The organism is Mucilaginibacter rivuli (assembly GCF_019391655.1).
Lineage (GTDB): Bacteria > Bacteroidota > Bacteroidia > Sphingobacteriales > Sphingobacteriaceae > Mucilaginibacter > Mucilaginibacter rivuli.
In genome coordinates this window covers 182761-202630 of record NZ_JAHXPQ010000003.1, presented here as the reverse complement: position 1 = coordinate 202630, position 19870 = coordinate 182761, and the positions used below count along the sequence as shown (strand labels likewise).

Sequence of the window (19870 nt, the reverse complement as noted above, 5' to 3'; positions counted from 1 at the left end):
CTTTGCAATATATATAATGCTTTTATTGTTTAACCGGGGCGCCGCCACTATTACTAACCGGAGGTGCGGCCGGGGTCTTTTTAGGTGTTGGGGTTTTGCTGCCTTTTGCAGGTGCTGCCGAAACAGTTTCGCTGGTGGTATATTTCCAGAGATTATTTTTATAGTCGGCCAGTTTTTTCTCAATACGGGCCGATTCTTTATCCTGCTCAATAGGGTCAGTAATGTAATCTTTTATACGACGACCCAATGGGTTTGATTCTTCAATGATCTTGGCGTTGAATTGGCGCTGTAAAAACATATCGTCCATGCTCACGTCATATAAGTTTTTGTCAGGATCAGAAAGGTCCATCGTAGCAAATACCAAACGGCATTGTTTAAATTTTAACCAGCATATTGGCTGTGTACCTACGGTATCACCGCTGGTAAGGGTAATTCTTACTAATGGAGCAATACCAATTATCCTGGTTTCAACTCTTTCGCGGCGTTTATCCAAATAAACGTCTTCTTTAATGCGGTAACCAACAATTTTGTTGGCGTTAAAATCGTTCACCTTTCTTTCCGAACCAATTTTAGCACCTGTTGCAGGGTCAAACTTGTCAACTGTAGCAGTATCTCTTAACTTACCCATTAATTGAGCGTAAGTTAACGGAACTGTAAAACCATCGCCGGTTGGGTTAGCTGCATTGCCAGGGGTAGCATCATATGGAGTTATCCTGCCATCTTGCATACCTTGTAGTAAAGCATCTATCAAAGTAGAACCAGGGGTATTAAATTTTTGATTTTTAGGGTCCTTCAAATCAATATCTCTCCAATAACGGTGGTAAAATTTGATGTTGTTTTTGTCGGGCTCTAATATAGGGAACGGCCTTGCCTTCGTCATTACAACGCTTTTATAATAACCATCATCCGAATCAGGAACTATGGCAAGCTTTTTTGAAGTATCCGGAGGCATTACAGGGTTTTGAACCACTATAGGCGTAGTATCTTTAGGTGTTACTATTTTAGTAGTAGCAGGCTTTTTAGCAGGTGTTTTCTTTTTCTTTTTGGTTTGTGCCATAACGGTTGAGGTTGCCGTTAGTACTACCAATAAAGCAAATATGAGCGTCTTTTTCATGATATATATTGCTATCGTGTAATTGAGTTTAATGTATAATAGTTTAATTAGCAGATGCTGTCACTTTCGCAGCTTTTTTAGCTTTCTCTTTCTTAGGAGCAATCCTTGCTCTTGTTCTCACTTGATCTGTTAATATATCAGGGGCCGACATTGCGCACCTGAAGCCTATATACGAGTGTGCGGTGTTTTGAGTTTCATAGTTACGGGTAGCAGTATTTAACTCGCCTGCATTATCTTTCCATGATCCGCCACGTACAACTTTACGTTTCATTACATCAACATCATCATCCGGTGCATCATATAATAATACAGGGTCGTTATCTTCAACAAACTCACGTGCCGATGGGCTGTAAGCATCTAATGTCCACTCGGCAACATTACCTTGCATATTGTACAAGCCAAAAACGTTTGGCGCGTATGATTTTACAGGTAGGGTATAAGTAGCACCATCTTTTGTATAACTACCTTCGCCTTGTTTAAAGTTAGCTAAAGCCAAATTCTTTTTGCTCTTTTTGTTAATGTATGAAGGTACAACGTTAATGTCGGTTCTTGAAGCTACGTTTCCAACAATGCTTTCAGCATTGTTTTCGCCACCCGATGCTGCATATTCCCATTGTGCTTCGGTTGGTAAGTTAAATTTCAAACCGAAATCTTTAATGTTAGCATCCTGTGATCCTGATATGATACCCCTCCAGTTGGAGTAAGCACGGGCCTGTTTCCAGGTTACACCTACAACAGGGTAATTATCAAAAGCTTTATTTGTAAAGTAGTTATTTACGTAAATATCTGATTGTGAGTTCGGGAAATCCTGAGCCCAAACATTGTTATCAGGCATAACTTCAACAGTATCAACTACACTTTTTCCTTCGTTAGGGCCACCGGCCTGAACGTGGCGGTAAGTAAACCTAACCAGTTTGCTGGTAAGTTGTTTTTTGCCGGCAACATCTTTTACCAAAGATGCTAATTTAGGCAGGTACTCAGGGTTTTGCCAAAATGGTATTTTACCACCTAATTCAATTTTACTCCAGTTAATTTTTTTGATGGTAGTATCTTTACCGCCCTTACCTTTAGCTTTTATTTTTGTTTCGATAAACAATTTCGGGTCTTTAATATAATCAACAACAGCAACCGAATCGGCTACCCAATCAACAAATTTGCGGTATTGCCTGTTGCTTACTTCTGTAGCATCAATGAAGAATGCAGTTAAACTTACCCTTCTTGTTGATGCAGTATCAATATCAGTTGAATCGGTATGTGGGGCACGTTCAAATATCGTTCCTGCAGGTATGTAAACCATTCCCGGGGGCGCAGCAGGTGCTTTACCTTTGTAAGCACGCGTGTCCTGCGGTACTTCGTATACTTTTTTTGCGCTTTTACAAGCACCAAGAAGCGTACATGCTGCAATTAGAGCTATTTTTGTGTAGTTCGTACTCATATTTGTCGTTATCAATTGTATTTTTTGAATTAGGATTTATTTATCTGTTTAAGTTGTTAAAATTTGAATCGGAAATTCATAGATATTACCATATAACCGCCATTCCCACTGGTAGGGCTTGGCTGGTAACCATCAGTACCGGCATCTAAAAATAAACCATACTGGATATTAGGATTAAGCTCTACCACATCCGATCCCCAAACGCCGGGAAGTGCAATGTTAGTCCCTATACTAATGGGAACAACGCCAAAAGCATTGGTTTTTGTACTTTTATGTGTATTTGAAGTTTGGTCGAATGTAGCCACTTTTGCTCCTTGTACTACTGTGGTGTTTCCATCAGTTAAAGTTACCCTATCAAATATCTGGCCATAACCCAAACCAATATAACTTCTTTTAATAGCATCAGTGAAACCATTTTGTGATTGGAAGTCACTTAACAGGCCCAACGCGAAGCGCAGATTGCCGCTTATGCTTGTATACAATACAACTGTTTTACCATAATACCGTGTATTGGTAATGTCGGCACCACTCATACTGCCGTATTGCCCTTCTACAACAATACTAAAGTAATTACTCATGTCGTAACTAAGGCCGCCTAAAACTGTATAGCCTACAGGAGTTTGTGTCCATGTGGTTTGCAATGTATTAGCGCCCAGGCCTAAACTAAACCTCAGTCCTTTTTTGTTAAGGCCATAGCTATAGTCTATCTGGCTGAATGCAGGTTTAATTGCAAAAATAACAGAAGATAACACCAATAAGGTTGAAAATAAGTATTTTTTATGTTTAAAAAAACTCATTGCATTTATTTTCATACGTAGATTTTTTTCGCCTTGTAAAAATATAAAAAATTTAATTAATACAAACTATTTGCCTATTTAGTATTCAAAATAAAATTTTTAGCGTGTTTTAGTAATAATATCTTAATATAAAGTATATTTATATGCATTGCTCGTTTTACCACTACTCGGCTTTTTGCGCAAAGTTATCGGGTTAATTTTTTTAAGTTAAAATAAATTAATGCGTTACTTTATTTTAATACTGAAATCCTGACCAATCGGGGTATTGGTAATATTACTAATCTGGCACAGTTAGTTAATAATTGACATGTTAAATGCAAATTATTAATTCTTGTTATTACCGGGTGTGTATTTTAATATATTGTGTTAAATAATAGTATGTAATATTATTCCGGGGCGAATAATTGTTTACAAAATTTTATGTGTTGATAAAAACATGCGTGCAAATTAGTAAAAAAACATCAGGTTTAATGAAAAATTGTAATTTAATTGAAGCCTGATCAAAGAGGTCTTTTTTAATTAGTTGTCCTAAATTCAGTTTTTCTACAAAAAATCGCACCATCTTTATACTATAATGAAAATTTTAATAATTGAAGATGAGCAGGGCTTATGCGAAAGCATAGTAGGGTACTTTTCGGAAGATGGTAATATTTGCGAGTACGCCAATAGTTATTCAGCGGCTATGGCTAAAGTGTCCTTATATAATTACGATTGTATTTTGCTTGATATTTCGTTACCCGATGGTAATGGCCTTGATATTTTGAAATACCTTAAGCAACAGGATAACCAGGCAGGTATATTGATTATATCGGCAAAAAACTCATTGGATGATAAATTAACCGGTTTGGATATCGGCGCGGATGACTATTTGGTAAAACCGTTTCACCTGTCTGAGTTAAAAGCGAGGGTGATGGCTATTATCAGGCGTAAATCATTTAATGGCAGTAATATTATGGTGTTTAACGAAATTACTATTGATATGATGGCCAAAGAAGTTAAAGTAAATAACAACAGCCTTAAGTTTACCCGTAAAGAGTATATGTTGCTGATGTACTTTTTAGCCAACAAAGGCAAGGTAGTATCAAAAAATGCGATTGCCGAACATTTATGGGGCGACGGGATAGACATTGCCGATAACTTCGACTTTATATACTCTCACATTAAAAACGTTCGCAAAAAATTGGAAGAAGCCGGTTGTAAAGATTACATTAAGGCAACCTATGGCATGGGTTATAAGCTAACCGATCAATGAAATTATTAGCCCGTTATAACCGTATTAACTTAGTTGTTACTGTAATTATCTTATTTATTACAGGTGGCGTTTACTATGGTGCTATCAGCTATATTTTAAATAATCAGGTTGATAAAGAGATCAGCATTGAAGAGCAGGAGGTAATTAGTTATTTAAGCAAATATGGTAAGCTGCCGCCCGAGGTTGATTATAAAGATCAGAAAGTTAGTTACTACAATACCGCATATCCGCAAAAGCGAAGGTTTACTGATACCACTTTTTACAATAAAAAAGAAGGCGAGTATGAAGCGGGCCGCGCATTGGTTACTTCGGCCAATGTAAATGGAGTAAACCATAAGATAGTGATTGCCGAATCGAAAGTGGAGACCGAAGACCTGATCAGGCTCATTTTTTATATTACCATTGCGCTTATCCTGTTTTTGCTGTTGATCTTGTTTATTACAAACAGATTTATCCTCAATCGTATCTGGCAGCCATTTTATCATATACTGCAGCAATTAAAAACATTCAGGTTAACAGACCAGAACGAAATTACAGGATCGGTAACTAAAATTGATGAGTTTACCGAGTTGAATGATGCAGTAACAGCCATGGCATCGCGTGTTAAAAATGATTACCGGGACCTGAAAACCTTTACCGAAAATGCATCTCATGAGTTGTTAACCCCCATCGCGGTTATCAACTCGAAACTCGACTCGCTCATTCAGGCCGGCGATTATGATGAGCCGCAAAGTAAATTACTAACCGATGTTTACGATGCCGTATCGCGTTTAACGCGATTGAACCAATCGCTTTTATTGTTGGTTAAAATTGAGAACCGCCTGGTTACCGATGAGCAGGATGTTGATTTAAAACTGTTGATAGAAGAAAAGTTAGTGCAGTTTAAAGAGTTGTTTAACGATAAGGATATAAAAATAACTACAGCTTTGCAGGATAAACAAATAAATGTGAGTAAGTACCTCATTGATATTTTACTGAATAATTTATTAAGCAATGCCATCAGGCATAACCACACAGGTGGTGTAATTGATATTGTACTAACAAACCATCATCTTGCCATAAAAAATACAGGCGCAGATACCGCTTTGGTGCCCGCTGATATTTATAAGCGATTTAATAAGGCCAAAAACTCCGAAGGTACCGGCCTTGGGTTAACGCTGTCAAAACAAATTTGCGATAACTATAAATTTAGCCTGGAATATGGGTATACGCAATCCTATCATAGTTTTACCATCAGTTTTGTTAATTAGATTGTAAATCAACAGGTTCTTATTTAGAAAAACTATTGGTTGACATTTCGCTGACAATTATTTATTGATACCTTAGCGTTGTATAAGTTAAAAAATGCGCTGCTTTTAGATAGCAAATATTTGGCCGATACCCTAATTAGAACCGAATGGCATTTTTAGACTACGTATTGCAACCGCCAGCTTATGGCTGGAAACACGAGAACGGCGACCTGGTTAAACCTACCCCAAAGCAAATATTCGCAGAATTTTTTTCGAGACTGAATGTTTTTAAAAACCGTAAAAACTGGCTGGCTTTTTTTAGCTGGATGAAGGTTATCTGTCTTATCCCGTTCTTCTTTCTTTTTATTTTTAAGTTTTTTAGCCTGTGGATGCTCTTAGCGGCCTTTGTATACAGTATGATAGTTATGGGCACACACGGCACCATATGGTATCACAGGTATTGTACACATGGCGCTTATACTTTTAAAAATAACTTTTGGCGCTTCATTACGCACAACCTTACGCTGCAGATCATCCCTGAAGAAATATATGTGGTATCGCACCATGTACACCACGCAAAATCAGATCAGCCCGGCGATCCGTATAATGCCCAAGGTGGTTTTTTATATTGCTTTTTAGCCGATGTGAACCATCAACCCATGAACCAGAACCTGAGTGAGGCCGATTACGCCAAAGCAACGAACCTGATGAAACATACTGGGGTTAAAACCAACTCGTTTGCCGAATACCAAAAATGGGGTTCTATGGCAAGTCCGTTAGGGTCAGTATTATCATGGATAGTAAACTGGGGGATATGGTATGGTATATTTTACCTGCTTGGTGGCCATGCTTTGGCCTGTACTTTATTTGGCGCTGCCGGTTTTTGGGCGGTAGGCGTACGTACTTTTAATTATGATGGCCACGGCCAGGGTAAAGATAAGCGTAAAGAAGGTAACGATTACAACCGCGAAGATATGTCAATAAACCAGCTATGGCCGGGTTTTGTGGCAGGGGAGTGGCATAATAACCATCACCTGTATCCTAAAAGCGCGCGCTCGGGCTTTAAAGCATACCAGGTTGATTTTGCATGGTATTATATTAAGTTTTTAAGTATGATAGGCGCGGTTACCTCGTATCGCGACAGCAAAAAGGATTTTATGGAGCAATATCATAAACCTTATGTGGAAGGCAAAAAGACTGTTTGTAATTTGAAGGAAGAAGTTCTAATTTCGGAGTAGGAATAACCATCCTGCTTCAATGGCCATTAAATCTTTATTCAATAAAAGGCTGAACATCTTACTGTTCATCAGCCTTGTTTTTTCAATAAACTGCTTTGCACAGGATAAACCACGCAGGGTTGTAGCCGGCATCATCTCATCAAAAACCGTCGCCCTTGCTTATAAGGGCCAAATAGATACACTTGTCATACCTATTGCCTCCTCGGCATATCCTCAATTGCAAAAGGCGCTTTCTGAAGATGAGTTATTTGGCGAATCGGTTTCCGAACTCGTAAAAGAATATAGAAAGTGTGGCTGCGGTATTACAAGTTTAAATTATGACATTACGTTTCTAAACAAAGATATTCTGTCAATCACACTTAATTACGAAAGCATGGGTGCGCATCCGGATCAGTATACAAAGTATATTGTATTAAATATCCATACAGGGAAACCTTATTTACTTTCAGACCAGCTTACGCCCGGTGGTTTAACCTGGGCTTTAGGTAATTATAAAGCGTTAATGAAAAAAAGGATATTGGCAGACAAGAAAGACTTTGGTGCAGAAATGGATACCAGTACCGTTAATATGATGAATGAAAGGATAGACGAACTAACCGTCGAAGATTTTACCCGTCAGTACGCCTTTACAAAAGATGGCATCATGTTCACCATTGAGCAAATATTGCCGCATGTTATCCGAAACATGGAGCCGGATAGGGATTGGGAAGTTAAGTACGGCATATTTAAAGTGATAACTAAACCAACCGCACTGGTTAAAAATTAATATTATCTGAAAAAAGCCCCGCCCCCAATAAGGGGCAGGAGCCTTTTCAGTTTAAAACACTTATCAAATATTCAAACTAAAGTTCTTCGCCGTGCTGACTGATATCCAGACCGATCAATTCATCCTCGGTAGATACACGCAGCGGGCTTATCATATCTGTTATTTTTAACAATACAAAAGAGCCAAAGAACGCGAATGCTGATACCGCGGCTAAAGCGCAAAGGTGTACCAGAAACAAGTGGGTTTCGCCAAAGAATAAACCATTACCAGTAGTATTGGCACTGTTTACGTTTGTGTTGGCAAATACACCTGTTAACAGCATACCTACCATACCGCCAACACCGTGGCAAGGGAATACATCTAAAGTATCATCAATAGATGTACGTGAGCGCCACATAACTACCAGGTTACTTACCACAGCGGCAACTATACCAATAATTAAGGAGTGTGAAATGCTTACAAAGCCTGCAGCCGGTGTAATGGCAACCAAACCAACAACGGCGCCTATACAAGCGTTCATTACTGATGGTTTTTTACCTAACATGATATCGAAAAACAACCATGACATTGCCGCTGCGGCTGATGCTGTAGTAGTTGTGCCTAACGCGGTAGCAGCTAATGGACCCGCGCCTAATGCCGAACCTGCGTTGAAACCGAACCAGCCAAACCATAATAAGCCTGTACCTAATAATACATAGCTGATACGTGCCGGAGCGTGCGCTACTTCGTTACGTTTTTTAAGATATAAAGCTGATGCTAAAGCTGCCCAGCCTGCCGACATGTGTACTACGGTACCGCCTGCAAAATCAAGTACGCCAAATTTAAACATCAAACCATCCGGGTGCCAGGTAGAGTGGGCAAGCGGCGCGTATATAAAAATTAAGAATAAGCAAAGGAAAATAAGATAAGAGTTAAAACGGATACGCTCAGCAAATGCACCGGTAATAAGGGCCGGGGTAATTACCGCGAATTTTAACTGGAACATGGCAAACAATACTAAAGGTACCGTAGGGGCCAGTTTCCATGTGGCGTTGCCAAGCATGCCTTTCATCATAAAAAAGGTTGATGGGTTACCGATGATACCATTGATAGAATCGCCGAAAGCTAAGCTAAAGCCAAATACTACCCATATCACGGTAATTACGCCCATACATACAAAGCTTTGCATCATGGTGGAGAGTACGTTTTTTTTGCTCACCATACCGCCGTAAAAGAAAGCCAGGCCTGGTGTCATCAATAATACTAATGCTGTTGAGGTAAGCAGCCAGGCAGTATCACCTGTATCAATTTTATTTCCGGGAACATTTACGGCATCTACCGATGGGAAAACAAGTGCAAGTATTAATACGACAACGAGTGTCGCGAATGGTAGTATTTTTTTCATGATGATTGTTTGTTGAGTTAATAGTTAATAACAATGCCAGCCAAAGCCATATATAAGCTAATGGCTGAGTGGGTGATTGATTAAACAAATAAATTAAGACGTGAAATTATAACCGGTAAGTTATATATGGCTACGCTTAACTATTACCAAAACGCATGAAAGGGAAACAGTATCAGCTTTCTGAAAAGCGAATGTAATTCAATTCCGCTTCGGTATGAAAGGATGGAGTAATTGCTGCCGGGTGCACAGTTTTGCCCGGCAAATGGAGTATATTTAATATAATTTACAACCTTGTAAGTTTGGGTTGTTATTTGAGCTACGCCAACAATTTCGAAAAAGTTTTTAATGTTGTTGGTGGCATCTTGCTTGGGTACGTCAGTTAATGTGTGTTGCCGTGCCTCGTGTTTTACAAAAGCATGTTCAATAGTATTGCTGTTGGCGTTAAAGCCAAAAACCAGCAAAAAGATTAAACTTGATTTGAATATTTTATATAACACGCCTAAAAATAGGTATGTTTTGTAATAAATGCTAAGAAAATTTAAAATTTCTTAAAATAATTATCAATTTTTTGATAATTGTGTCAAAAACAAGCATTTTATTTGATTTTTTATACCTGTTTTGATATTGTTTTGTGAAAAAATGATTGATTTTGATTGATTTTATTGACGCTTAAGGTTGGTGTGTCGTCGTTTTTGTAATGAGTAGCGCCGGTTTTTGCGATAAATGTTTGTATTTGTAGTTATTTAATGATTGTAAATTCGCGTATGATCAGCTCTTAACAGGACATGATTTTTGCCGGATGTACCAGAATTAAGAAACTCCCTCTTTAATTAAATATGTGCAGATAGTTAAATAGTGTTAAAGCAACTCACCTTAACACTATTTAACTAAAGGCCTTGTTATATTTGTTTGTGATCAAATTTCGTTAAAGTAAAAAGTAATGCTTTTCAAAATGTAAATCCTATTCGGATACTTTGTTTTTTAGCATATCTTTGCTTTGATATAATGGCCTGTAAAGCCGGGCCAATTTGATGTTTAATTAAAAAAAATGTTATGTTAAGTTCAACATTGTTGTTTATAAGCGGGCAAGACACTATTGTTATTTTAGTTGTTGCTTTATTTTTATTTGGTGGCAAAAAACTGCCTGAATTGGCCCGTGGCCTTGGCCAGGGCATCCGCGAGTTTAAAGACGCATCCGAAGGGGTGAAAAGAGACATCCAGGATCAGATAAATAAAGAAGTAGAAAAGGCCGAAGTAAAAAGTTCGACACCGGCGCCATCAGAAACAACAACTTTAACGCCCGACCCATCGGCACCGGTGAATAACCACCCTGGAGCAATGCCGATACAAGATACTAATTTTCATGCAGACCCTGCCGCTCCGGAAACACATGCTACCGAGCCTGCAGCAAATACAGTAATAACACACACTGAAACACCCGAGGTACACCACCCACGCGAAACACCTTTATAACATCATATTCATAAACCTAAACATGATATTTCTAATTTCTTAACAAGCCATGCAATACAACAAGATCAACAATCTATTGGGATGGCTGTGCTTCTTAGTAGCGTCAGTTACCTACATTTTAACTTTAGAGCCATCGGTAAGTTTTTGGGATTGCGGCGAGTTTATCTCCTGCGCGTTCCGTTTACAAATTTCGCACCAGCCGGGTTACCCGCTGTTTGCCATGATAGGTAAGGCGTTCTCGCTGTTATCAATGGGCAATAACGCTAAAGTGCCGTTTTACACTAATATGGGCTCTGCCTTGGCAAGTGCAGCGGCAATTATGCTTTTGTTCTGGATCATTACCGCCATGGCTAAAAAGCTATTGGTAAAAAGGGGCGAAGAAGCTACATCAACCCAGTTGGTATTAATTATGGGATCGGGTTTGGTAGGTGCTACAGCATTTATCTTTACTGATACTTTCTGGTTTTCGGCTGTTGAAACTATCGTATTCGCGTGGTCGTCATTATGTACCGCGCTGGTAATATGGGGTATCATGAAATGGGATGCACATGCCGACGAGCAGGGTGCCGACCGCTGGATCATATTCATAGCTTACGTAATGGGCCTTTCTATAGGTATCCACTTACTAAACTTACTTACTATACCGGCTATCGCTTTGGTATACTACTTCCGCAGGTATAAAAACATTACCACCAAAAGCACCATTATCGCGGTATTATGTGGTATTGTGTTGTTAGGTTTGGTACAATATGGTATCATCCAATACACAGTAAAATTCGCAGGTTATTTCGAGTTGTTTTTTGTGAACACCTTAGGCCTGGGTTTTGGCAGCGGTGCAACATTCTTTTTAGTTATGCTGGTAGCGGGGCTTATTTATGGGGTAAGGTATTCCATCATAAAAAACAAACCTACCATGAACCTTGCGTTCCTGTGCATCGTGTTTATTTATGTAGGATATAGTTCATTCGCCATGATCATCATCAGGGCAAAGGCAGATCCGAACCTGAACAATAGCGATCCGAACAACGCTTTCGCCATGCAAAGCTACCTGAACCGTGAACAATATGGCGACAGGCCATTGCTGTACGGTCAGTATTTTGATTCGAAGCAAAAGGAAATGACGCCAGAAGAAGCCTCAGACCTGAAAGCGAATGGAAGCATCATTTACCGTAAAGGTAAAACCAAGTATGAAGAAGCAAGCCGTAAATACAGTATCCCTTACGATAAAAATACCTGGTTCCCGCGTGTTTTTGACCAGGAGGGAGATCACCCTACCTTTTACAGGCAATGGCTGCACTTAGCCGAAGGCGAGAGCCCTACGTTTATAGATAACCCTAAGTTTATGTTCAGTTGGCAAATAGGGCACATGTATTTCCGCTATTTCTTCTGGAACTTTGTGGGACGATACAATGACCTTGACGGCCAAAGCAACCAGGGTTTTGACGGACAGGCTACAACCGGCCTATTAAACAGTAACATCCCGCAAAATACTTTACAGGGTAAAACCTATACGCCTTTATATGCTTTGCCGCTTATTATTGGTTTAATAGGTGCCATCTATCATTTCCGTAAAAACAAGCAACACGCTACCATAGTTGCCTTGCTGTACTTTTTTATGGGACTGGGTATTGTGCTTTACCTTAACCAAACACCATTACAGCCACGCGAGCGTGATTACTCTTACGTAGGCTCGTTTTATGCCTTTGCCATATGGATAGGGCTGGGGGTATTGGGTATAGCCGATCTGTTAGGGCAGGGTATAAAAAAACTCAACCCTAAAACCGCAGGTATTATAGCTACCGTATTGTGTTTGTTAGCTGCGCCAGTATTAATGGCTTGTAAAGAATGGAAAGCTCATGACAGGTCGGAGAAGTTTACGCCGCACGATATGGCTTACAACTACCTCATATCCTGTGCACCTAATGCCATTTTATTTACCTATGGGGATAATGATACCTACTCACTATGGTATGATCAGGAAGTAGAAGGTATACGCCCCGATGTACGCATTGTAAACCTGAGCTTATTGGGCACAGATTGGTATATCCGTGGCATGAAGCATAAGATGAACGAATCTGAGCCATTACCTATATCAATGCCCGACGAAAAATTCCAGTTGGGGGTTAGGGATGTGATCTATTTTAACGATACCAAAATAGCGGGATCGGTTGAATTGAAAGATATTTTTGATTTCATCACATCGGACGATGTTCGTACCAAAGTACAATATGAGCAAGGTTCTTATGAAAACTACCTGCCAACCAAAAACTTTAAAATGACCGTTAACGCTGATGAGGTAATTAAAAACGGCGTTATACCGGCATCAAAAAGGGATAGCATAGCCCCGGTTATGGAGTGGAAATACACCTCAAACTATGTAACCAAGGATAATTTAGCGATGATAGATATCCTTGCACATAATAACTGGAAAAGGCCGGTTTATTTTGCCATTACCGTTGGTAACGATAACATGATGGGCTTGCAAAAGTACCTGTATAAAGAGGGCTTCGCGTACCACCTGATGCCATTTAAGGTAGATACATCGGCAGCAGCCAGAGATCAGGATAAATCAAACACCCTGGTGATGTACAATAACGTGATGACCAAGTTTAAATGGGGTAATATGAAAAAGGCCAGCTACCTTGATCATGAATCTACCACCATGTTTTACCCGCTTATCATCAGGTTATTTGGTAATTTATCTCAAAGCCTGATAATGGAAGGTCATCCTGACCTTGCTGCTAAGGCATTGGCTAAATATGACGAGGTAATGCCTGATATTTACCCTGAAATGGAAGAGGCGCTCATCAAAAACTATATTGCGCAACTGGCTTACCAGGTAAATAATATACAGTTAGGTAACAAGATACTGAGCAGTATTGACAATTTCCTTGTAGATCAGTTAAAATACAATGCTTATTTACTGCAGGATAAAAATGGTGACGGAATGAGCCAGCGTGATATCCAATACGGTTTATCAGTATTGAATGATATGGTTGACATTACTGCCAAATACCATCAGGATGCACTGCATAAAAAATTTGAAGCTCAGTTTAACGATTATAAAAATAAGTTTGCAGGCGTAATAGCCAGTCGTTAATCATATCAATAAAAACATACAATCCGGGCTTATTTAATATGGGCCCGGATTTTTTTTGTGATATGCTCTTGCCAAACTTTTGCCCGCTTTTTTGTATCCTTGCGCCAGAATGATCAAAAAAATAACCTGCCTGTTTTCGCTACTATTATTGTTAAGCACCGGCCTGTTTGCGCAGGGGAGCCTCGATATCCATTTCAACGGTTTGGGATTTATGGACAACCGGGAATATTCTGCCTTTGTACCACGATCGCGTACATATTCGGGAACACGTATAGCGCTCGATCTGGGTGTTAACCTCGACAGCTTAAACCATTTTATTTTTGGCGCAAACGGGATACATGAGTTTGGCGCGCATCCATACTTTTTAAAGGTTGACCCGATTGCATACTATCATTTTGAAAGTAAAAAATGGACATTCAACATTGGCGAGTTCCCGCGTGAAGGCCTGTTAACGCAATACCCGCGTGCCATGTTGAATGACACTTTACGTTATTACCGCCCGAATGTGGAAGGGATGCTGACCAGCGTTCGCTACAAGCATGGTTTCGAAACCATCTGGATTGACTGGGTAAGCCGCCAAACCCAAACCGACAGGGAGCAATTTCTTTTTGGAGCCCTGGGTACTTATCAGCCCGATCCTGCGAAAGCATTTTTTATCTCGCACTATTTTTACCTGATGCATGATGCAGGAGCAGAGATACTGCTACCAAATGATCATATTGCCGATAACGGCGTGGTACAGGTGCGGTTTGGCGTTGATTATAGTCACCGCCATACCGGGTTTGATAGCCTTAAGTTTGACGTTGGCGCTATGGTATCCTTAGAACGTGTACGTGGTGTTGATGGCTGGCAAACACCAGCAGGTGTTGTAGCAAGCGCTTATTTGAGCTATCATCGAATCGCTTTGTACGATGAGTTTTACGCCGGTAAAGGCAGCCATATTAACTACGGCGACTCATTTTATGAGAAGACGGTGTATAACAGGCTTGATGTTATTTATTCGCCTTTTGTATTTAAACGTTTAAAAGGACAGTTCATATTCAGCTTTCACCAGAGCCCGGGTTTTTATGGCGATAGCCAGCAGGCTTTTAGGGTGATATATGATTTGGGCCGTAAAAAGTTGGTTGGCTTTAAAAGCGATAACCTGTTTAACTAAACTATCGCACCCAAAGCCTGTCTATCAGAAAGAATACTGCGAATACTACGCTGGCAATTCCGTTAGTGGTCATAAAAGCGAAGTTTACACGGCTCAAGTCATTAGGCTTAACCAGTCTGTGCTGATATATGAGCATACTACAGAAGAATAGTATCCCAACATAGTAAGGCCAGCCTACATGTGTGTAGATGGTTGGTAATGCAATAAAAATAGCCGATAGTACATGTAGCGCTGTAGATAAACGGAGCGCGTTAACCTTGCCTAAATAAGCTGGTATAGAGTGCAGGTTTTCGGCACGGTCAAAGTCTTCATCCTGCAAAGCATAAATAATATCAAACCCGCTTACCCAGCATAGTACCGATAGCGAGAAAAAGATGGGTAATAGAGCAAACTCGCCTGTTACCACTAAATAAGCGCCAATAGGGGCAAGCGACAAGCCTAAACCTAAAACCAAATGGCAAAGCGCGGTAAAACGCTTGGTAAAGCTATAGCCCAGCACTACAAATAAAGCTACAGGTGATAAGTAAAAGCACAGCGTGTTGATGAACCATGTAGTGAGAATAAACAACGCGCAGTTAACCAAAGTAAATGTTAAAGCTGCCTTTGCCGTTAACCTGCCTGCAGGTATATCGCGTACTTTAGTGCGTGGGTTTTTGGCATCAATATCTTTATCCAAATAACGGTTAAATGCCATAGCCGAGTTACGGGCAAATACCATACACATCACCATCATTAAAAGCTTTTGCCATTCAAAAGCGTGGGTTGTGGTAGTTATTGCCAAAAAGAAGCCGATAAAAGCGAATGGCATGGCAAAAATAGTATGCGAAAAGGTAACTAATGAAAGGTATTTTTTCATATCGAATTTTAGTTCCCCTCTTGAGAGGGGTTAGGGGTGTGTTCTTCTGCGTGCTTTTCTATAAATGTTAAATAGTAATCCTCAAGCGTTCGTATAATATTTATCATATCCTGTCGCACTTCTTTTTCTGTAAAACGAATAACTGTTAATCCAAATGATTCTAATTCTTTATCACGTAAAATATCGGAGTTGTTTTTTTCTTCATGATTGTGATACATTCCATCTATCTCGATCACCAAATTCAACTCATAGCAATAAAAATCTACAATATAATTAAGTAATGGTTTTTGACGATGAAAATCCTGACTATAAAACTGTTTGTTGTTTAACTCTTTCCATAATAATATTTCGCCTAATGTGCTATCGTTTCTTAAGCTTCTTGCAAGTTGTTTTAATTTACTGTTGTATGGAATGATCTTGCGTTTCATTTTCCTATCCGTTGGCTTACACACCCCTGCCCCTCTCAAGAGGGGAGCCCATCGCTCAAGGCCTTACCTATGTGTTATTTTCTATCGAATTTTTATAATCCTCATAAACTGCGGCGGCAGCTTTTGGGTCGAATTGGGCATTTATCGAACCAATAAATCCCAACACTTCCTCGCGTCCTGTATGCTCTTCGGCAGATGTGATGAACACCTGCGGTACTTCTTCAAAAGTTTTTAACAGTTCTTTTTTAAAGGCCGCGATAGTTTGGTCGGTTTTAATGCTCGATTGTTTATCCGCTTTGGTAAATATCAGAACGAATGATAACCCTTTTTCGCCTAACCAATTACAAAACTGAATATCTATTTTTTGCGGCGGCACTCGGCTGTCTATCAACACCATTACACATTGCAGGCTCTCGCGTTTGTTAAGGTAGGTGCGAATGAATTTATCCCAGTCTTCTTTTTTACTTTTTGATATGCGGGCGTAACCATAACCGGGCAGATCGACCAGGTACCAGGTGTCGTTAATGTAAAAGTGATTGATGAGCTGTGTTTTACCGGGCGTTTGTGAAGTTTTGGCTAAGCCTTTCTTCGCGACAAGCATATTAATTAACGATGATTTGCCTACGTTAGACCGGCCAATAAAAGCATATTCAGGCTTTAGCGGGGGCGGCAGTTTTGATACCTGTGTGTTACTGCAAATAAACTCGGCCGATTTTATGATCATCCTGCAAAGGTAATGCTTATTTGGTTATTGCTTTATTAAACTTGAATTGCAGTGTTAACAGAAAATACCTTTTCAATATCTGCGATTCGATATCGGTAACGGTATTATCTACAACATAGCGGTTTGAGCCAATATTCTGGTTCAAAATATCATAGCAGGAGAGTTTGATGTTGCCCCTGTCCTTTTTCATCAGCGGCCTGTCAATACTCAGGCTGAACAGGTTAATGCTCTTTTGAAAACCCGGACTAACCACCGGGTTATAGTTATAGCTGAAATCGCCCTCGATGGTTAATTTTTTTGGCAGGAAGATATTGAAGCGGGTATCTACGTTATGTGTGGTATTGCTTTGATTGCCATAATCCACCCCGCTATAACTGGTAAATGTTTGGTTAAGGCTGTACGATGGTTCAATTTCCAGAATTTCTCTATAATTTATGGATAGGCGCGGGCTTAGCGTAGCGTGATAGTTATTTTGGTTACCATCACGATGATTGATCTCGAAAAAATTATAGCTCTTGCTTAAATTTATGCTGATGGTGCCGTTTAACCTTATATCGTTTTGTTTTTTAAACCGTTTGCTAATGTAACTGCCTACACTTATGGTATACCTGCCATCGCGGTTAATGGGCATGCTTGTTTCGGCGAGTTGAGCGTTTAATGTTTTTTGTCTGAATACACCACTCTTTTCAAATGAAGCGCTGGCGCTCAGATTAAAGCTTACCTGGCTTTGGCTGCTGTAGTTATTGTAGCCAATGGCAAAGTTGTTGTGCCGGGTGAGTTTTAAGTCGGGGTTGCCGGTAATGGAATAAGATGGGCTAAATGTAATGGAATAAGGTATCATATCGCCAATATTGGGCAATGTAGTACTGGCGCTGTAATTAAAGCTAAAGCTGCCGGCGTTTAACTGTACATTGGGCAAAAACGTAAAATAGTTTTGATTAATATCGCTAATGTTCCTGTAAAATTTATTGTTTACCTGCTGTAGTTGTGCCAGCATATCAATCTCTATTGAAACACTATTGCCAAAATTATAAGTTAAGCCCGGCCTGATATTATGTATCCATTTATTGCGTGTTAAGTTGGCGCTTTGTGCTGTTAAATAGGTATCGTATTCGCCGGTTATGGGGTCAAAATCATAAGTATAAACATTGTCTAACTGGTAATTATACTCGGTGCTCAAGCCTATGCTCAGGGCCAGATTTTTAATAACCGGGTAGCGGTAGCTTACCGCCAGGCTTGCGTTGGTATTATTATCTTCATTATTCGCATACCTTTTTAGCAGGTAAGATGGGAAAGCTGTGTACGACTGTAGCTCGTTATTGTTATATGATACACTTTTGGCCGGATTAAACATAAGGCTATGCTCAATACTTATCGATTCGCCTTTTCGGTTTAGCTGATGATTATAGCTGAACTGGTGCTGAAACTGGAAACTGCTACCATCTGTTGAATTGCTGTTTTCTGTTTGATTAATGAGCGGTGCAAAGTTACTAAAACTGCTGCCAAAGCTGTTTTGGTTTGATAGGTTATCATTATAACTAAATATCGGGGTGTATTTAATTTGAGTAACATCATCAGGTTGCCACCTGATAAGCCCGGTTATGTTATGTTTAATTGCGGTTGACGAATGATTATCTGCATTTTTAGTAGTTAATGTAGTATCGTTAAGGGTTGGTATAGTGTAAACATTAATAAACTGCTGGGTGTTGTTTACGCTGTTGTTACGGCTGCGGGTTTGGCTGTAATAATAGGCCAGGTTAATTTTGAGCTTTTTGCCATAGTCGTCATTAATATTAATACCGCCCGATGTAACGGTTTGTATACCTGCGCTGCCCCCAAACGCAGAAAGGCCTCCCCGGTAAAAGGCTTCGCCGCCGCGCCCAAGTCCGGCACCCTGGTAAATGTCGTTAAAGTCAAAACCTGTATTGTTAAGGTTATTGCTTAAAGCAAGCATACTTACCTGTAAAGTATCACGAAATATATTATACAGGCCGCCCACACTATAATGGCCCTCGGTGCCACCACCGGCATATATTTTACCAAACGCGCTTTTCTTTAAGGCTTTCTTAAATTTAAGATTGATGATCTTGTTCAGCTTAGCTGCAGGTACCAGGTGGTCGGGGTCGTCTTCGCGGTCATCATAAACCTGCACCTTTTCAACCATGTCCGCATCAAGGTTTTTTGAGGCGATGCGCGGATCGTTACTAAAAAACTCGCGGCCATCAACCAAAATTTTGCTCACACTTTTACCGTTTACCGTAATTATTCCCTCAATATCCACTTCAACGCCGGGTAGCTTTTTGAGCAGGTCTTCCACAACGGCGTTGGGCCTTGTTTTAAAAGCTTCGGCGTTAAACTCAATGGTGTCTTTTCTGATCACTATAGGCATCCTGTCTTTAACTGCTATTTCTTTCAGGTCTTTTTGATTGAGCAGCACCTCGCCAATATCAACAGCCTGATTTTTATTTAAAGTGATGATCTTACGGAACGGATAGCAGCCAACATAAGTGATGAGTATTTTTAACTGAACGCCCGAAGGTAAATTGTGCAGGGTAAACGCACCCGTTTTATCAGTTACGGTATATGATACCAATGATGACAGGCTATCCTGTACATTTACCACGGCAATAGTGGCAAGGGCCAAAGGCTGATAACTTACCGAATCAAGTACTCTGCCTTTAATTTCAGCATGGTTTTGCGCCAGCCCTGCAAATGCCATCAGCATCAGGAATAAAAAGGGAAGCTTACGCGGTATAATTGCAGTGGCTGTCAAGGGTAGTAAGTATGTACTAAAATGAAAAAATTAATTTGCTTTTTAAAGCCGTAATTTCATCATTAACGTAATTTTATAAATTAAATTTACAGTAGGCAAACAGATTATTTTTTACTTGTCCGTAAATTTGATGTTTAAACATATA

The 19870-nt window shown here is 39.8% G+C and carries 16 protein-coding genes; 7 read left to right on the top strand and 9 right to left on the bottom strand.

What is annotated here, in order from left to right; genetic code table 11:
* Positions 1-22: 22 nt before the first annotated feature.
* The 3 genes from porN to KXQ82_RS08135 are packed head-to-tail and all read right to left on the bottom strand — an operon-like array spanning position 23 to position 3346.
* Complete coding sequence (gene porN, locus KXQ82_RS08145; RefSeq protein WP_219487691.1) at positions 23-1114, bottom strand: type IX secretion system ring subunit PorN/GldN; 1092 nt, start codon at positions 1112-1114, stop codon at positions 23-25.
* 43 nt (positions 1115-1157) lie between these two features.
* Entirely contained in the window at positions 1158-2549 is a 1392-nt protein-coding gene (gene porK, locus KXQ82_RS08140; RefSeq protein ID WP_219487690.1) for a T9SS ring complex lipoprotein PorK/GldK, read from the bottom strand.
* A gap of 56 nt (positions 2550-2605) precedes the next feature.
* Positions 2606-3346 carry a hypothetical protein gene (locus KXQ82_RS08135; RefSeq protein WP_219487689.1) on the bottom strand — a complete coding sequence of 247 codons (741 nt, stop codon included), beginning with the start codon at positions 3344-3346 and terminating at the stop codon, positions 2606-2608.
* Between the two features lie 574 nt (positions 3347-3920).
* Between KXQ82_RS08135 and KXQ82_RS08130 the strand changes: the two genes are divergently transcribed.
* The 4 genes from KXQ82_RS08130 (at position 3921) to KXQ82_RS08115 (ending at position 7831) form a co-directional block, all read left to right on the top strand.
* The gene (locus tag KXQ82_RS08130) at positions 3921-4598 is read left to right on the top strand and encodes a response regulator transcription factor (RefSeq protein ID WP_219487688.1); all 678 of its coding nucleotides are present in this window, start codon (positions 3921-3923) and stop codon (positions 4596-4598) included.
* Positions 4595-5848 (top strand): sensor histidine kinase, encoded by a 1254-nt coding sequence (locus KXQ82_RS08125; protein ID WP_219487687.1) that lies wholly within the window; start codon positions 4595-4597, stop codon positions 5846-5848. Before KXQ82_RS08130 ends, KXQ82_RS08125 begins: the two co-directional genes overlap by 4 nt.
* 146 nt (positions 5849-5994) lie before the next feature.
* The gene (locus KXQ82_RS08120; RefSeq protein ID WP_219487686.1) at positions 5995-7065 is read left to right on the top strand and encodes a fatty acid desaturase; all 1071 of its coding nucleotides are present in this window, start codon (positions 5995-5997) and stop codon (positions 7063-7065) included.
* Positions 7066-7084: 19 nt separating this feature from the next.
* A complete protein-coding gene (locus KXQ82_RS08115) occupies positions 7085-7831 on the top strand; it encodes a hypothetical protein (RefSeq protein WP_219487685.1) in 747 nt (248 codons plus the stop codon).
* Positions 7832-7907: 76 nt separating this feature from the next.
* On the opposite strand, the gene KXQ82_RS08110 is transcribed toward KXQ82_RS08115, so the two are convergent.
* Positions 7908-9215, bottom strand: a complete 1308-nt coding sequence (locus KXQ82_RS08110; protein ID WP_219487684.1) for an ammonium transporter — start codon at positions 9213-9215, stop codon at positions 7908-7910.
* Positions 9216-9358: 143 nt separating this feature from the next.
* Complete coding sequence (locus KXQ82_RS08105) at positions 9359-9676, bottom strand: hypothetical protein (protein WP_219487683.1); 318 nt, start codon at positions 9674-9676, stop codon at positions 9359-9361.
* 592 nt (positions 9677-10268) lie between these two features.
* Between KXQ82_RS08105 and KXQ82_RS08100 the strand changes: the two genes are divergently transcribed.
* The 3 genes from KXQ82_RS08100 to KXQ82_RS08090 all read left to right on the top strand — a co-directional run bounded on the left by KXQ82_RS08100 (position 10269) and on the right by KXQ82_RS08090 (position 14944).
* On the top strand, positions 10269-10688 hold the full coding sequence (locus tag KXQ82_RS08100; RefSeq protein ID WP_219487682.1) for a Sec-independent protein translocase subunit TatA/TatB: 420 nt from the start codon (positions 10269-10271) through the stop codon (positions 10686-10688).
* Positions 10689-10737: 49 nt separating this feature from the next.
* A complete protein-coding gene (locus KXQ82_RS08095) occupies positions 10738-13788 on the top strand; it encodes a glycosyltransferase family 117 protein (RefSeq protein WP_219487681.1) in 3051 nt (1016 codons plus the stop codon).
* Positions 13789-13897: 109 nt separating this feature from the next.
* Positions 13898-14944, top strand: coding sequence for a lipid A deacylase (locus tag KXQ82_RS08090; RefSeq protein WP_219487680.1), 1047 nt, complete (start codon positions 13898-13900; stop codon positions 14942-14944).
* Position 14945: 1 nt separating this feature from the next.
* Here KXQ82_RS08090 and KXQ82_RS08085 read toward each other — a convergent pair whose 3' ends face one another.
* The 4 genes from KXQ82_RS08085 to KXQ82_RS08070 form a co-directional block, all read right to left on the bottom strand.
* Positions 14946-15800 (bottom strand): UbiA-like polyprenyltransferase, encoded by an 855-nt coding sequence (locus KXQ82_RS08085; RefSeq protein WP_219487679.1) that lies wholly within the window; start codon positions 15798-15800, stop codon positions 14946-14948.
* Positions 15801-15808: 8 nt separating this feature from the next.
* Positions 15809-16228, bottom strand: a complete 420-nt coding sequence (locus KXQ82_RS08080; RefSeq protein ID WP_219487678.1) for an endonuclease domain-containing protein — start codon at positions 16226-16228, stop codon at positions 15809-15811.
* Positions 16229-16295: 67 nt separating this feature from the next.
* Positions 16296-16952: a ribosome biogenesis GTP-binding protein YihA/YsxC gene (gene yihA / locus KXQ82_RS08075; protein ID WP_219487677.1), complete on the bottom strand. Its 657-nt coding sequence runs from the start codon at positions 16950-16952 to the stop codon at positions 16296-16298.
* A gap of 16 nt (positions 16953-16968) precedes the next feature.
* Complete coding sequence (locus KXQ82_RS08070; RefSeq protein WP_219487676.1) at positions 16969-19725, bottom strand: TonB-dependent receptor; 2757 nt, start codon at positions 19723-19725, stop codon at positions 16969-16971.
* Positions 19726-19870 lie beyond the last annotated feature (145 nt).